Annotated in this window: 12 protein-coding genes; 4 read left to right on the top strand and 8 right to left on the bottom strand. The window is 69.9% G+C overall.

Going from position 1 to position 14,202, the window contains the following annotated elements:
• Positions 1 to 13 precede the first annotated feature (13 nt).
• From mfd to ACU6RU_RS04610, 3 genes are all read right to left on the bottom strand, one after another.
• Complete coding sequence (mfd, locus tag ACU6RU_RS04620; protein ID WP_446726027.1) at positions 14 to 3,610, bottom strand: transcription-repair coupling factor; 3,597 nt, start codon at positions 3,608 to 3,610, stop codon at positions 14 to 16.
• Positions 3,611 to 3,668: 58 nt separating this feature from the next.
• Positions 3,669 to 4,250 (bottom strand): aminoacyl-tRNA hydrolase, encoded by a 582-nt coding sequence (gene pth, locus ACU6RU_RS04615; RefSeq protein WP_120262429.1) that lies wholly within the window; start codon positions 4,248 to 4,250, stop codon positions 3,669 to 3,671.
• Between the two features lie 65 nt (positions 4,251 to 4,315).
• Positions 4,316 to 4,954: a 50S ribosomal protein L25/general stress protein Ctc gene (locus ACU6RU_RS04610; RefSeq protein WP_120262428.1), complete on the bottom strand. Its 639-nt coding sequence runs from the start codon at positions 4,952 to 4,954 to the stop codon at positions 4,316 to 4,318.
• Positions 4,955 to 5,167: 213 nt separating this feature from the next.
• On the opposite strand from ACU6RU_RS04610, the gene ACU6RU_RS04605 reads away from it, so the two are divergent.
• On the top strand, positions 5,168 to 5,290 hold the full coding sequence (locus ACU6RU_RS04605; RefSeq protein ID WP_259455154.1) for a hypothetical protein: 123 nt from the start codon (positions 5,168 to 5,170) through the stop codon (positions 5,288 to 5,290).
• Here the strand turns inward: ACU6RU_RS04605 and ACU6RU_RS04600 are convergent.
• Genes ACU6RU_RS04600 through ACU6RU_RS04590 form a run of 3 tightly spaced genes read right to left on the bottom strand, consistent with a single transcriptional unit; the run spans position 5,275 to position 8,526 of the window.
• Positions 5,275 to 6,312 (bottom strand): zinc-binding dehydrogenase, encoded by a 1,038-nt coding sequence (locus ACU6RU_RS04600; RefSeq protein WP_446726026.1) that lies wholly within the window; start codon positions 6,310 to 6,312, stop codon positions 5,275 to 5,277. The genes ACU6RU_RS04605 and ACU6RU_RS04600 overlap by 16 nt on opposite strands.
• 14 nt (positions 6,313 to 6,326) lie before the next feature.
• The gene (locus tag ACU6RU_RS04595) at positions 6,327 to 7,094 is read right to left on the bottom strand and encodes an SDR family oxidoreductase (protein WP_120262426.1); all 768 of its coding nucleotides are present in this window, start codon (positions 7,092 to 7,094) and stop codon (positions 6,327 to 6,329) included.
• Positions 7,095 to 7,137: 43 nt separating this feature from the next.
• Positions 7,138 to 8,526, bottom strand: coding sequence for a GntP family permease (locus tag ACU6RU_RS04590; protein ID WP_120262425.1), 1,389 nt, complete (start codon positions 8,524 to 8,526; stop codon positions 7,138 to 7,140).
• A gap of 163 nt (positions 8,527 to 8,689) precedes the next feature.
• Between ACU6RU_RS04590 and ACU6RU_RS04585 the strand changes: the two genes are divergently transcribed.
• Complete coding sequence (locus ACU6RU_RS04585; protein WP_120262424.1) at positions 8,690 to 9,385, top strand: FadR/GntR family transcriptional regulator; 696 nt, start codon at positions 8,690 to 8,692, stop codon at positions 9,383 to 9,385.
• On the opposite strand, the gene ACU6RU_RS04580 is transcribed toward ACU6RU_RS04585, so the two are convergent.
• Together ACU6RU_RS04580 and ACU6RU_RS04575 are read right to left on the bottom strand one after the other, a co-directional pair.
• Positions 9,360 to 10,328 (bottom strand): phosphoglycerate dehydrogenase, encoded by a 969-nt coding sequence (locus tag ACU6RU_RS04580; RefSeq protein ID WP_446726025.1) that lies wholly within the window; start codon positions 10,326 to 10,328, stop codon positions 9,360 to 9,362. The two genes, ACU6RU_RS04585 and ACU6RU_RS04580, sit on opposite strands and share 26 nt — an antisense overlap.
• Positions 10,325 to 11,767, bottom strand: coding sequence for a gluconokinase (locus ACU6RU_RS04575; RefSeq protein ID WP_446726024.1), 1,443 nt, complete (start codon positions 11,765 to 11,767; stop codon positions 10,325 to 10,327). Before ACU6RU_RS04575 ends, ACU6RU_RS04580 begins: the two co-directional genes overlap by 4 nt.
• 96 nt (positions 11,768 to 11,863) lie before the next feature.
• On the opposite strand from ACU6RU_RS04575, the gene eda reads away from it, so the two are divergent.
• Together eda and gndA are read left to right on the top strand one after the other, a co-directional pair.
• Complete coding sequence (gene eda / locus ACU6RU_RS04570; RefSeq protein WP_120262421.1) at positions 11,864 to 12,526, top strand: bifunctional 4-hydroxy-2-oxoglutarate aldolase/2-dehydro-3-deoxy-phosphogluconate aldolase; 663 nt, start codon at positions 11,864 to 11,866, stop codon at positions 12,524 to 12,526.
• A 67-nt stretch (positions 12,527 to 12,593) separates the two neighbouring features.
• The gene (gndA, locus tag ACU6RU_RS04565; RefSeq protein WP_289329675.1) at positions 12,594 to 14,186 is read left to right on the top strand and encodes an NADP-dependent phosphogluconate dehydrogenase; all 1,593 of its coding nucleotides are present in this window, start codon (positions 12,594 to 12,596) and stop codon (positions 14,184 to 14,186) included.
• Positions 14,187 to 14,202: the final 16 nt, after the last annotated feature.

Here is a 14,202-nt window from a genome sequence, read left to right as displayed (position 1 = left end):
CCCGGCCCGACGGTCAGGATGTCGCGGACGATGCGGCCGGCGCAGCGACGGGGAAAAGCTGCTCGAGCAGCTGCCCCGTCCACGCGATCAGGTCGGCGTCGCTGAGCGCAGCGCCACCCGCGGTCGGCAGCGGAACCACGAGGGCCTCGCCGCCGGCGAGCAGCTTGGCCTTGGGGTACAGGCGCTGCAGCCGGATGCGCATCGATTCGGGCAGGCGCGCCGGCGCGACCCGCAGATTGGGCCCCATCGCGACGACGTCGGTGAGGCCCGATTGGGCAGCCCGTCGGCGCAGACGGGCGACCGCCAGCAGGCCCTCCACTTCCGCGGGCGGACGGCCGTACCGGTCGGTGAGCTCCTCGACGACGAGATCGATCGCGTCGTGCTTGGCGCTGACGGCTGCCGCCGCCGACAGCTTCTGGTAGGCCTCCAGTCGCAGCCGCTCGCTGTCGATGTAGTCCTCGGGGATGCGCGCCGCCACGGGCAGCTCGAGCCGCAGCTCTGCCGGGCCGTCGACCTCCTCGCCGCGGAAGGCCGAGACGGCCTCGCCGATCATGCGCAGGTAGAGGTCGAATCCGACCCCGGCGATGTGCCCCGCCTGCTCGGCCCCCAGGAGGTTTCCGGCGCCGCGGAGCTCGAGGTCCTTCAACGCCACCTGCATACCCGAGCCGAGGTCGTTGTTGACGGCGATCGTCTCGAGACGATCCGCGGCGGTCTCGCTCAGCGGCTTGTTCTCGTCGTACAGGAAGTACGCGTACGCCCGCTCGCGCCCGCGTCCGACGCGGCCGCGCAGCTGGTGCAGCTGACTCAGACCGTACTTGTCGGCGCGGTCGATGATGATCGTGTTGGCGTTGGAGATGTCGAGCCCGGTCTCGACGATCGTCGTCGAGACGAGGACGTCGGCGCGACGCTCCCAGAAATCGTCGACGACTTGTTCGAGCTGGTGCTCGCCCATCTGGCCGTGCGCGACCGCGATACGCGCCTCCGGCACGAGCTCGCCGAGCTGCGCCGCGACGCGCTGAATCGACTGCACGCGGTTGTGCACGAAGAACACCTGGCCTTCGCGCAGGAGCTCGCGTCGGATGGCGGCGGCGATCTGCTTGTCGCTGCGAGGGCCGACATAGGTGAGGATCGGATGCCGCTCCTCCGGCGGTGTCGCGAGGGTCGACATCTCGCGGATGCCGGTGACGGCCATCTCGAGCGTGCGCGGAATCGGCGTCGCGCTCATCGCGAGGATGTCGACGCCCGTCTTCAGCTTCTTCAGCGAGTCCTTGTGCTCGACGCCGAACCGCTGCTCCTCGTCGATGATGAGCAGGCCGAGGTCTTTGAAGGCGACCTTCTCCGTCAGGATGCGGTGCGTGCCGATGACCATGTCGACGGTGCCGTCGGCGAGTCCCTCGACCGTCTCTCGTGCCTGCTTGGGCGTCTGGAACCTCGACAGCGGCCGCACCTTGACGGGGAAGCCCGCGAACCGCTCGGTGAACGTCTCGAGATGCTGCTTCGCGAGGAGCGTGGTCGGGACGAGCATCGCGACCTGCTTGCCCTCCTGGATCGCCTTGAACGCGGCGCGGACGGCGACCTCGGTCTTGCCGAACCCGACATCGCCCGAGAGCAGACGGTCCATCGGGATCGGCTTCTCCATGTCGGCCTTGATCTCGTCGATCGTCTGCAGCTGATCCGGCGTCTCTGCGAACGGGAAAGCCTCTTCGAGCTCGCGCTGCCAGGGCGTGTCGGGTCCGAACGCGTGACCCTTCGACGCCATGCGCGCCGAGTAGAGCTTGACGAGCTCGACGGCGATGTCGCGGACGGCCTTGCGCGCCTTGCCCTTCGCCGCGGCCCAGTCGCTGCCGCCCATCTTCGAGAGCACCGGTGCCTCGCCGCCGACGTAGCGTGAGAGCTGATCAAGCTGGTCGGTGGGCACGAAGAGCTTGTCGCCGGGGTAGCCGCGCTTCGCGGGCGCGTACTCGAGCACGAGGTACTCGCGCTGCGTCTTGACCGGGTTGCGCCCGCCGCTCGACACCTCACGCTGCACGAGCTCGACGAACTTGCCGATGCCGTGGGTGGAATGGACGACGACATCGCCGGGCTTGAGCTGGAGCGGGTCGACGACGTTGCGTCGCCGCGTCGCGAGCTTCTTCACGACGCGGCCGTCGCTGCCGATCGTGCGACCGTAGAACTCGCTCTCGGTCAGGACGGCGAGCTTCGCCTCGTCCGACTCGAAACCGCGCTCGAGCGAGGCCACGACGCAGACCGCGACGGCCTCCTCGTCGAGTTCGGCGACCCCGTCGCTCGTGCGCGCTGCGATACCCCGCTCCGCCAGCACGTCGCGGGCGCGATCGACGAGACCGGGACCGGAGGCGCACACCACGACGCGCCAGCCGCGCGCCAACAGGTCGCCGATGTGGGCGGTGGCGCCGTCGACGTTGCCCTGGAACGACGGCACCGCGCTGCCGACGATGCGCAGGTCGTCGCCGGTGTCGGTCAGCCCTTCGTCAGCGGCATCCGCGGCGCCCGAATCGAACGCGCTGAGCGTCCACCACACACCGGAGCGCTCACGCATCGCCTCACGCAGTGCGGGAAGGGTGAGGAAGTCGCCCGAGCCGAGGTCGACGGGGCTGTCGGCCCCGGCCGTCGCCGCGCTCCACGCGGCCTCGAGGAACTCGCGATTGGTCTCGCCGAGGGTGCGTGCGCGGGTACGCGATCGCTCGGGATCGACGAGAGCGATCGCGGAATCGCGGGGCAGATAGTCGACGATCGGCACGACGCCTTCCGCCAGCGCGGGCAGGAGAGACTCCATGCCCTCGACGGGGATGCCCTGCGACATCTTCTCGAGCATGCCCGTCAGACTCGGGAAGGTCGGCGCCATCGCCGCTGCCCGCTCCCGCACGGCGGGTGTCAGCAGCAGTTCGCGCGCCGGAAGCAGCTCGGCCTTCTCGACCTCGCCCGGAAGCGAGCGTTGATCGGCGATCGAGAAGGCGCGGATCTGATCGACCTCGTCGCCGAAGAAGTCGATGCGCAGCGGGTGATCGGCTTCGGCCGGGAAGACGTCGAGGATGCCGCCGCGCACCGCGAACTCGCCGCGTCGCGAGACCATGTCGACCCGATGATAGGCAAGTTCGACGAGCCGGCGGACGACCTGTTCGAGGTCGCTTCCGCGGGTGCCGACGGACAGCGTCACCGGCTCGGCGTCGGTCAGGCCAGCGGCGAGCGGTTGCAGCGCCGCGCGCACGGATGCCGTGATGATCAGCGGGGTGCGGCCGTCGTGCGCGGCCGCGCGGCGGAGCACGGCCAGGCGGCGGCCGACGGTCTCGGGGCTCGGGCTCAGACGCTCGTGCGGCAGGGTCTCCCACGCGGGGAAGTGGACGATCTCGGCCTCGGGCACGAGGCACTGCAACGCCGCACCGAGCGTCTCGGCCCGGCGGCCCGTGGGCGTGACGGCGAGGACGACGGCGGGACGTCCGTCGCGACGGCGCTGTTCGAGCAGCGCCGCGAGGAGCGGGGCGTCGAGGCCGTCGGCGAGCGAGTAGTCGACGCTGCCGAAGGCGCCTGATGTCACCGCCTCCCGGAAGGAGTCAGCCTGCGAAAGGGCGCGCACGATCCCGGGAACTGTCACCACAGAAGCCTACCGCCGGCCGCCGACACGGGCGCCTCGCCGTCCTCCGACAGCGCGGTCAGCGCGGTGCGTGGAAGCGCTGCTGAGCGGCGAGCAGGCCGTCGCCGACGACCGTCTCGACCGCGTCGGCCGCATCCGACACGAGGATGCCGAGCGTCTTGCGCTCGGTAGCGGAGAACGGGTCGAGGACCCAGTCGGCCGGATCCTGGACACCCGGGGGCCGGCCGATCCCGACGCGGACACGCGCGAACTCGGGGGTGCCGAGGGCCTTGGCGATATCACGCACGCCGTTGTGCCCGCCGTGCCCCCCGCCGGTCTTGAGCTTGATGGTGTCGAAGGGGATGTCGAGCTCGTCGTGGACGACGACGACGTGATCCGGATCGACGCCGTAGAACGACGCCAGGGCCGCCGCGGGGCCACCCGAGACGTTCATGAACGTCTTCGGCTTGGCCAGCACCATCTTGGCCGCGCCGGGACGGAGCCACGACTCCGCAGCCCAAGCGTTGGCCTTGTGCGCGCGCAGCGTCTCGCCCCGCCGGCTCGCGAGTTCGTCGATGACCATCTGACCGATGTTGTGCCGGGTCGCCTCGTAACGCGGCCCCGGGTTGCCGAGACCGATGATGAGCCAGGTGTCCGCCATGGCGCGCCTTTCGAACGACGGAGCCCGTCCTCACGAGGTGAGAACGGGCTCCGCACGGATGAGTCTTACTCGGACTTCGCGTCGCCCTCGGCCTCGTCCGACTGCTCGGTCGCGGTCGCCTCATCGGCGGCCTCGATCGCGTCGGCGGCGGCGTTCGTCGAAGCAGGAACCGACACGGCGACGACGAGCGTCTCGGGGTCGGTGATCAGCGCGGCGCCGCGGGGCAGGTTCAGGTCGGCAGCGGTGATGCGCGCGCCGTCCTCGAGGCCTTCGACGTCCACCTCGACGGTCTGCGGGATGTGAGTCGCCTCGACCTCGAGCGTGATCGACGACGCATCCTGCGTCGCGATGGTGCCCGAGAAGGGCTCGCCCGTGACGACGACAGGAACGTCGACCTGGACCTTCTCGCCCTTGTTCACGACGAGGAGGTCGATGTGCTCGATGATCTGGCGCACGGGGTCGCGCTGGACGTCCTTGACGAGGACCAGCTGCTCCTTGCCGTCGATCGTCAGCTCGATCACCGCGTTGGCGCGGCGGACCAGCAGCAGCATCTGGTGGCCCGGCAGGGCGACGTGCACGGGGTCGGTGCCGTGGCCGTAGATGACGGCGGGGATCTGGCCAGCGGCACGCAGACGGCGGGCGAAGCCCTTGCCGAAGTTGGTGCGCGTCTCTGCAACGACCTTGGTGTCGGTCTCGGTGGACATGCGTTTCTCCTTGTGGGCCCGAGGGCCGGCTCAGCGGTATGCGGGTTCGACGCGAACGCGAGCGCGTGGAGAGGAAACGTCCTGCACACACCCTCGTCGATCACGGATCCCGGTTCCCGCACAGCGGGCACGCGGCATCCCTCGCCGAAGTACACCCCCACTCTACCAGCGCTGGGTAGGGTGGATGAGACGTCGCCTACGCCCGGAGGAAAAATGGATTACGGCTGGTTCTCACACGTGCTTCTGTGGGTCATCGGTGCGATGACGCTCGGCTCGATCGTCTCCGTCAGCCTCGCGCTGTTCTCGATGGGCCGGCAGGGCTACCGCAAGGGATGACCCGTCTGCCCCGCGGGCCAGACCGCGACGACGACCTTCCCGGATGCCTCCGAGTCCTTCGCCGTCGCGAACGCCTCGACGATGTCGTCGGCGTCCACGACGTGGGTGATCACCTGTTCGATCTCGGGGCGCTCATCGAGCAGCCGGACGGCCTCGTCGATCTCATCCTTGAATCGGAATGTGCCGACGTAGACCACTTCCTTGGAGATGAACGGCGCCAAGTTGACCGGTCGCGGTTCGTTGGGAACCATGCCCACCTGCACGACGCGCCCGGCCGGGCGCACCGCGCGCAGCGCCGCGGACACCGACGCCGCGACTCCCGAGCACTCCAGCACGACGTCGTAGGCGTCGGCCGGCGGCTGCTCGCTCGTCACGTCGAACGTCGTCGTCGCACCGAGTCGTCGTGCCCGCTCGAGGGGCCCGGCTAGCACGTCGGTGGCGTGCACCTCCCCCGCGCCGGCGGCGATCGCTGCGGCCACCGCAAGCAGTCCGATCGGACCGGCTCCGGTCACGAGCACACGCGCCCCCGCGACATCGCCCGCTTTGCCGAGCCCGTGCAGAGCCACCGCGAGCGGTTCCGCCAGCACGGCGCGACGGATCGGCAGGGACGTCGGCAGCGGTCGCACCATGGCGCGATCGGCGACGATCAGCTCGGCGAGCGCGCCCTGCGTGTGCGGCGTCGTCGAGGCGCTGCCGAGGTAGGCGCCGCCCGGCCAGAGGTGGGGATCGTCCGCGATCGCCTCGGCCTTTCGGCCGAAGGTGGCGGGGTGAAGTGTCACCGGCGTGCCGGACTCCCACTCACCCGAGGGGTCGAGGTCGATCCGGCCGCTGAGCTCGTGACCCGGGATGAGCGGCTCCCGCACGACGAACGCGCCGTTGGCGCCCTCGTAGTAATAGTGGAGGTCCGACCCGCAGATTCCGATGTAGTCGACACGGATACGAACCTCCCCCGGGCCGGGGACGGGCTCGGCGACATCGGAGATCTCGATGTGCTGCTTGCCGTGGATGTGTGCTGCGCGCATGGTGGTCCTTCCGGTCAGACGACGGCGGTCATGCCGCCGTCGACGAAGATGTTCTGTCCCGACACGAAGCTCGAAGCGTTCGAGCAGAGGAAGAGCAGGGCTCCGTCGAGCTCCCTGAAGTCGCCCCAGCGCTGTGCCGGCGTGCGCTGCGTGAGCCACGCGCTGAAGTCGGCGTCGTCGACGAGCGCGCGATTCATCTCGGTCGCGAAGTAGCCGGGCGACAGCGCGTTGACCTGCACGTTGTGACGGGCGAGGTCGGCCGCCATCCCCTTCGTGAGCTGCGCGACCGCCCCCTTGGTCGCGGAGTACGGTGCGATCGTCTGTCGCGCCAGCGCCGACTGCACCGAGGCGATGTTGACGATCTTGCCCGACCCGCGCTCGACCATCCCCGGCGCCACGAAACGCGCGACGTAGAACACGCCGCTGAGGTTGGCGGCGACGATCTCGTCCCAGTCGGACACAGCGAACTCCGCGAACGGAGCGCGCCGCTGGATCCCGGCGTTGTTCACGAGGATGTCGGGCACCCCGACCTCGGCGACGATCGCCGCGACGCCCGCCTCGACGGCCGCGGCATCCGTGACATCGAAGACCGCTGACACCGGTGCGGGCGATCCCGCCTCGGCGGCTTCGCGCCGCGTGCGCTCGACCGCCTCGGCGTCACGCCCGTGCACGACGACTCGGGCGCCTTCACGGGCCAGGGCGAGCGCGAGGGAACGCCCCAGCCCTCGCGACGAGCCCGTCACGAGGGCGACGCGCCCGGTCACATCGAACAGAGAGGACATCGGAACTCCTTGTCGTCCGGAAGGGAAGCAGTCGTCGGCGAAGTCAGATGAGCGACGCGAGCCCGAACAGACCGAGCACCAGGACGAACGCGGTCACGGATTCGATGGCCTGCTGCACGGTCCACGTCTTCAGGGTGGTCTTCACGTCCATGCCCATGAGGCGACCGACGAGCCAGAAGCCCGAGTCGTTGACGTGCCCGGCGAACACCGAGCCGGCCGCGGTGGCCAGCACGATCGCGGCCACCTGGAGCGGGTTGAAGTCGCCTGCGACGACAGCCGGCGCGGCGAGGCCCGCGGCAGTGACGAGCGCGACGGTGGCGGAGCCCTGCGCGAGACGGATGATGACCGCGATGACGTAGGCCGCGACGATGATCGGCAGGCCCAGGTCGGACAGCGTGTCGGCGAGCGCGTCACCGATTCCGGAGGCACGAAGGACTCCGCCGAACATTCCGCCGGCACCCGTGATGAGGATGACCGAGGCGACGGGGCCGAGGGCCGAGTCGACGACCTTCTCGAGCGCGGTGCCGTTCTCGCCGCGACGCGTGCCCAGGACGAAGGTGGCCACGATCACCGTGATGAGCAGAGCCACGAAGGAGTTGCCGAGGAGCACCAGGACCTGGACCCAGAGGTCGTCGGTCGAGACGATGCCCTCGGTCGCGAGCGTGGTCAGTCCGGTGTTCATGAAGATCAGGAGCATCGGAAGCAGCAGGAGCAGGATCACGGTGAGCGGACGCGGCGGGTTCGCGGGCTGATCGTCGTCCCTCTCTCCGAACAGCGCGGGCACGGGCAGCGGGATCCGAGCGGCGATGAACTTGCCCCAGAGGTAGCCCGAGACGTACCAGACGGGGAAGACGATGACGAGGCCGAGAAGCAGGACGAGACCGAGGTTCGCACCGTAGGCCTCGGTCGCGGTGACCGGTCCGGGGTGCGGCGGCAGGAAGACGTGCATGACCGAGAACGCCGCGGCGGCGGGGATGCCGAACAGCAGGACGTTCGCCTTCGAGACGCGACGCGCGATCGCGAAGATGATCGGGAGCATCATGACGAGCCCCGCGTCGAAGAACATCGGGAAGCCGAGGATGAGCGAGGCGATGCCGAGCGCGAACGGAGCGCGCTTCTCACCGAAGACCTCGACGAACTTGTCGGCGAGCGATTTCGCGCCGCCGGAGTGCTCGATGAGCCGGCCGAGCATGGCGCCGAGGGCGACGAGCAGGGCGACCCCGGCGAGTGTCCCGCCGAAGCCGTCGGTGAGCGTCTTCGCGATCGCCGAGACCGGCACCTGCGCGACGAACGCGGTGAGCAGCGAGACGATGATCAGCGTCAGGAAGGCGTGCACCTTGCAGACGATGATCAGGAACAGGATCAGGGCGATCGCGCCGACTGCGATGAGCAGCAGCGGTCCGGCACCCAGCGTCTGGGTCCAGTCTTCCATCGGTATCTCCGTTGATGTCGGGAAGCGGACGCCCCGGGGCTGAACCCCGCGGATCGTCCCGCGTTAGTATTCGAGCTGCCCCGTGCCACGGCAGCGGAGCAGAGCGATCCTCGCACAATGATCGTATCTTTTACAACCACTGATCGTATTTTTCGGAGGCGTCATGGCGCAGGCATCCCACGGGTCCGTGCTCGACGCGCTCGGCCTCCGCATCGCATCGGGCGAGCTCGCGCCCGGATCGGTGTGCACCCTGGCCGACCTCGAGGCCGAGTTCGGTGTCTCTCGCACGGTCATCCGCGAAGCGGTTCGCGTGCTCGAAGCGATGGGAATGCTCTCCTCGCGCCGCCGGGTCGGTCTCACCGTGACGCCGACGAACGAATGGAGCGCGCTCGACACCCGCCTCATCGGCTGGCAGCTCGCCTCGCCCCGACGCGATCACCAGATCGTCGTGGTCAACGAGCTGCGCTCCGCGGTCGAGCCGATCGCCGCACGACTGGCCGCCCAGCGCGGCACCGACGTGCAGCGGTCCGAACTCCTGCGCCTCGCTGCGCGGCTGGAGGAGCTGGGTCGGAGCGGCGAGGGCGCATCGCCCGAGTACCTCGAGGTCGACATCCAGTTCCACGACCTCATCCTCGACATGAGCGGCAACCTCATGCTCGCCGCGAACAAGGCGGCGATCGCCGCGGTGATCGCGGGGCGATCAGACGTGGGACTCACTCCTGCCGTCCCGTACGAAGAGGCTCTCAACAACCACGTGCAGACAGCCGCGGCGATCGCGCGCGGCGACGCCGACGGCGCGGAACGCCACACCCGCGGCTACGTCGACGCCGTCCTCAGCGAGGTGCGGGCGCTGGTGTGACCAGCCCGTCGGGCCGACCGCCGCGAAGCGCCGTCAGAAGCGCATCGATCGACTGATCCGTCATCCGTTGCACCGCACCGCTCGTGTGTCCTCCCGCGTGCGGCGTCGCCACCACGCCCGGGTGCCCCACGAGTGGCGAGCTGGAGGGCGGCTCCGTCTCGTAGACGTCGATCGCGACGCCGTGGAGACGACCGTCGTCGAGCGCGCGGCGTGCCGCAGTCTCGTCGAGAAGTCCGCCCCGAGCGGTGTTGACGACGATCGCGCCGGCGGGCAGCAGCGCCAGCCTCCGCTCGTCGAGCAGATGCCGGGTCTCGGGCAGCAGCGGCACATGGAGGCTGACCACGTCGCTGCGCCTGCACAGCTCGTCGATGTCGACCCGCTCGACCCCGGCCTGCGCGAACGCCTCATCGGGAAGCATCGGGTCGAACACGATCACCCTCATCCCGAGGGCCCGGGCGCGTTCGGCGACGAGCCGGCCGATCGCGCCGAAACCGACGACCCCGGCGGTCGCGCCCGTGAGCTCCTTGCCTTCGAAGCGCGGCCACTCCCCCGCGCGCACGGCTTCGTCGAGTCTCGAGATGCGCCGCGCGGCGGCCAGAATGAGACCGACCGCGAGCTCGGCGACCGCGATCGCGTTCGCACCCGGGGTCCGCGTCACGACGACACCTCGCGAGGCCGCGGCGTCCAAGTCGACCCGGTCCACCCCGACGCCGTAGCGGGCGAGCACGCGCAAGCGGGGCGCGGCCGCGAAGACGGTCTCGTCGTAGTCGTCGAGCCCGGCGATGATGCCGTCGACGTCGGCGACGAGCGGCACGAGCTCGGCCGGAGTCAGCGGCCGCCCGTGCGGGTTGAGGATCACCTCGTCGACCACCTCACGGAGACGGCCCAGCGATGCGCCGTGCGGGTCACGGCACAGCGAGGTCGGCGTCACCAGCACCTTCATCGTGCCGCCCCCTGCGAGCCGGGCACGGTGCGCTGGTACTGATCGAGATAGCGGGCGAACCCCTCGTCGTAGCGATCGCGGTGCTGCTCGCGGGGAGTGATCGTGCGGACCTCGACGTCGTCGAAGGCAGGATGCCGCAGGTCGAGCCCGCTTGCGAGCATGCCCATGCGCACCGCACCGACGATCGAGGTGTGCTGCTGCGCCGACACCTCCATCTCGACCCCGAAGACGTCGGCGGTCAGCTGCGTCCAGAACGGCGACGACAGGACTCCACCGGAGAGGATGATCCGACGCGGCGTGCCGCCGAGCGCGGTGAGCTCCTTGTAGCAGTGGTAGAGCGAGTAGACGATGCCCTCGAGGACCGACTGGTACATGTCCACCCGCGAGTGCGCCGGCGCGAGGTCGACGAATCCGCCGCGGCGCTGATCCTGCCAGCCCGGGCTCCGCTCGCCGAACAGGAAGGGCAGGAAGACCGGGAGGTCGACGCGGTCGGTCGACAGCGACGGCTCGATGTCGAGGTAATCCGTCGACGCCCCGAAGAGTCGATCACGCGCCCAGTCGACGCAGTTGCCGCATCCTGAGGTCGCGGCACCGCTCAGGGCCCCGAGCGGCGAACGGTACGACCAGGTGCTGAGGGTGGGCGAGAACGCCGGGTGGCGCGACGCGACGCGGAGAGCACCGCTCGTCCCCATCGAGAAGGTCATCTCGCCGGGCTCGGTCGCGAGGTCGCCGATCTGATTCAAGCCGCCGTCCGGGCCGGGCGTCAGCACCGGGGTGCCTGCGGCGAGCCCGAGGAGAACCGCGGCCTCTGTCGACAGCGGGGCCGTCGCGGTCGTCGAGTGCAGCTCGGGCAGCCGCACGCGGCCGAGGTCGAACCGGTCGATGACCTCGCGGTCCCACGTCGCGTCCGTGGCCGAGAGCAGGCCGCTGCCGGAGGCCAGCGAGTCGTTCGTCCAGATCTCACCCGTCATCCGGGCGAAGATGAGGCTGGCCTGGTCGAGGGCGAGGAGGCCGTCGATGTCGAGTCCCTGCGCCCGCAGGTGCTGGAGCTTGAACACGGGGTAGATCGCGTTCACCATGCAGCCGGTGCGCTCGTAGAACCACCACGTGAAATCGTCGTCGGCACGCAGGGCGGCGCTGAGATCCTGCGCTCCGGTGTACGGCCACTCCATCACCGGCGTGACTGCGGAGAGGTCGCCGGAGCGCAGCGTCAGGCCGTGCCACGTGCCGCTGAGCACGATGAGGTCGATCCGTTGCCCCGCCGCGGCTTCGCGGCCGAGGGCCATGAGCTGGATGTAGATCGCGTCCCCGTCGCGGACCGCGGAATCGGGTCCGTCGACTTCGAACCGGCGACTGCGGACGGCGACGGCACCGGTGTCCGTGTCGAAGAGCATGGTCTTCGCCGAGGTGGTGCTGGCTTCGAGAGCGAGGATCTTCATAGGGGCCCATCTTCGGGTGTCCGGCGGGCGGCAGCGTCGCCGAGTCCCAATGATATGATCATTCGGCCGACGATGGACACCCCGAGGAGAAACATCATGGTCGCTGTTCTCGATCAGATCGCCCGCCACCGCCTCGTTCCGGTCGTCGTCGCCGATTCCGTCGACCAGGGCGTCTTCATCGCCGATGCCCTCGCCGAGGGCGGACTGCCCGTGGCCGAGATCACCTTCCGCACCCCCGCAGCGCCGGCGGCCATCGAGGCCATCGCCGAACGGGGCGACATGATCGTCGGAGCGGGCACGATCGTCTCGCCCGCGCAGGTCGACGTGGCGGTCGCCGCGGGAGCCCGCTTCCTCGTCTCGCCCGGGTTCCACCCGGCCGTCGCCGACCGAGCCGCCGCGCTCGGGGTGCCGCTCGTTCCGGGGGCCGTGAGCGCGAGCGAGATCATGGCGGCGCTCGCCGCCGGCATCAGCACCGTGAAGTTCTTCCCCGCCGAGACATCGGGCGGTCTGCCCGCACTCCGCGCGCTCGCAGGCCCCTTCGGAGATCTGCGATTCGTGCCGACCGGCGGAATCGACGCGACGAACCTCGACGCCTACCTCGCGCACCCGCAGGTCACCGCCGTCGGCGGCTCGTGGATGCTGCCGCGGTCGGCCGTCGAAGCTCGCGATGCCGCCACCATCATCCGAGCGACATCCGACGCCGTCACACGTGTCGCGGCCTTCTCGCAAGCCGCTCCGGCCGGCCTGCCGAACGGATAAAGTGGCGAGAGAGCCGGGCTCTCTCGCAGTCTGGCCATTCCACCCGCACGCGAACCTGGAGCTACGCATGGCGTCGACCCCCTCACCGACAGGACCCTCGACCGATCAGGATCAGGCGCCGCACGAAGCGGCCACGGTCCACGAGGGCGCCCCGCGTCCCGAGGAAGTCGACCGACCGACCCCCGACGAGAGCAGCGCTCCCGCCGAGGCAGGCTCCGGCTCCGCGAACATCGGTGTCGTCGGGCTGGCGGTCATGGGCTCGAACCTCGCCCGCAACCTCGCGAGCCGCGAAGGCAACACGGTCGCCGTGTTCAACCGGTCGCGCTCGAAGACCGACGAGCTCGTCGAGACCCACCCCGAGGCGGGCTTCATCCCCGCGTTCTCGTACGAGGAGTTCGCAGCGAACCTGCAGAAGCCCCGCACCGCGATCATCATGGTCAAGGCCGGTCGGCCCACCGACGCCGTGATCGACGAGCTCATGCGGGTGTTCGAGCCGGGCGACATCATCGTCGACGGCGGCAACTCGCTGTTCACCGACACCATCCGTCGCGAGAAGGCCGTCCGCGAGGCCGGCTTCAACTTCGTCGGCATGGGCGTCTCCGGCGGCGAGGAGGGCGCTCTGCTCGGTCCCTCTCTCATGCCCGGCGGCCCCGACGAGTCGTGGGTGACCCTCGGCCCGATCCTGAAGTCGATCGCCGCCGTCGCCGAGGGCGAGCCCTGCGTGACGCACGTCGGCCACGACGGCGCGGGCCACTTCGTGAAGATGGTGCACAACGGCATCGAGTACGCCGACATGCAGCTCATCGCCGAGGCCTACGATCTCATCCGCCGCGGCACGGGCAAGTCGCCCGCCGAGATCGCCGACATCTTCGCCGAGTGGAACCGCGGCGAGCTCGAGTCGTACCTCATCGAGATCACCGCCGAGGTGCTGCGTCAGACGGATGCCGCGACGGGTCGGCCGCTCGTCGACGTGATCGTCGACCAGGCGGGCGCCAAGGGCACCGGAGCGTGGACCGTGCAGACCGCGCTCGATCTGGGCGTTCCCGTCTCGGGAATCGCGGAGGCCGTCTTCGCGCGGTCGCTGTCGAGCCACCGTGAGCAGCGCGACGTCTCGGGCTCGCTGCCCGGCCCCGACGACGCCTCCTTCACGGTCGACGACGCGGACGCCTTCATCGAGCAGGTGCGCCTGGCGCTCTACGCCTCGAAGATCGTCGCGTACTCGCAGGGCTTCGACGAGATCCGGGCTGGAGCGGCCCAGTACGGCTGGAACATCGACCTCGGCGCCGTGTCGAAGATCTGGCGCGGCGGCTGCATCATCCGCGCGCAGTTCCTCAACCGCATCGCCGACGCATACGCGACCGGTGACGAGCTCCCCGTCCTGCTGACCGCGCCGTACTTCGTCGAGGCCCTCGGCCGCGCCCAGGAGGCCTGGCGCCACGTCGTGCAGGCCGCGGCCGGCGCCGGCATCCCGGCCCCCGCCTTCAGCTCGTCGCTGTCGTACTACGACGGCCTGCGTGCGGAGCGCCTGCCGGCCGCTCTCATCCAGGGCCAGCGCGACTTCTTCGGTGCGCACACCTACAAGCGCATCGACAAGGACGGCACCTTCCACACCCTGTGGTCGGGCGACCGCTCCGAGGTCGAGGCCGAAGACACGCACTGACCTCAGCGCACCGATG

This window comes from Microbacterium sp. F1-18, from assembly GCF_052921305.1.
Note: the sequence above shows the minus strand (reverse complement) of the source record. Positions and strands in the feature narration are given on the sequence as shown.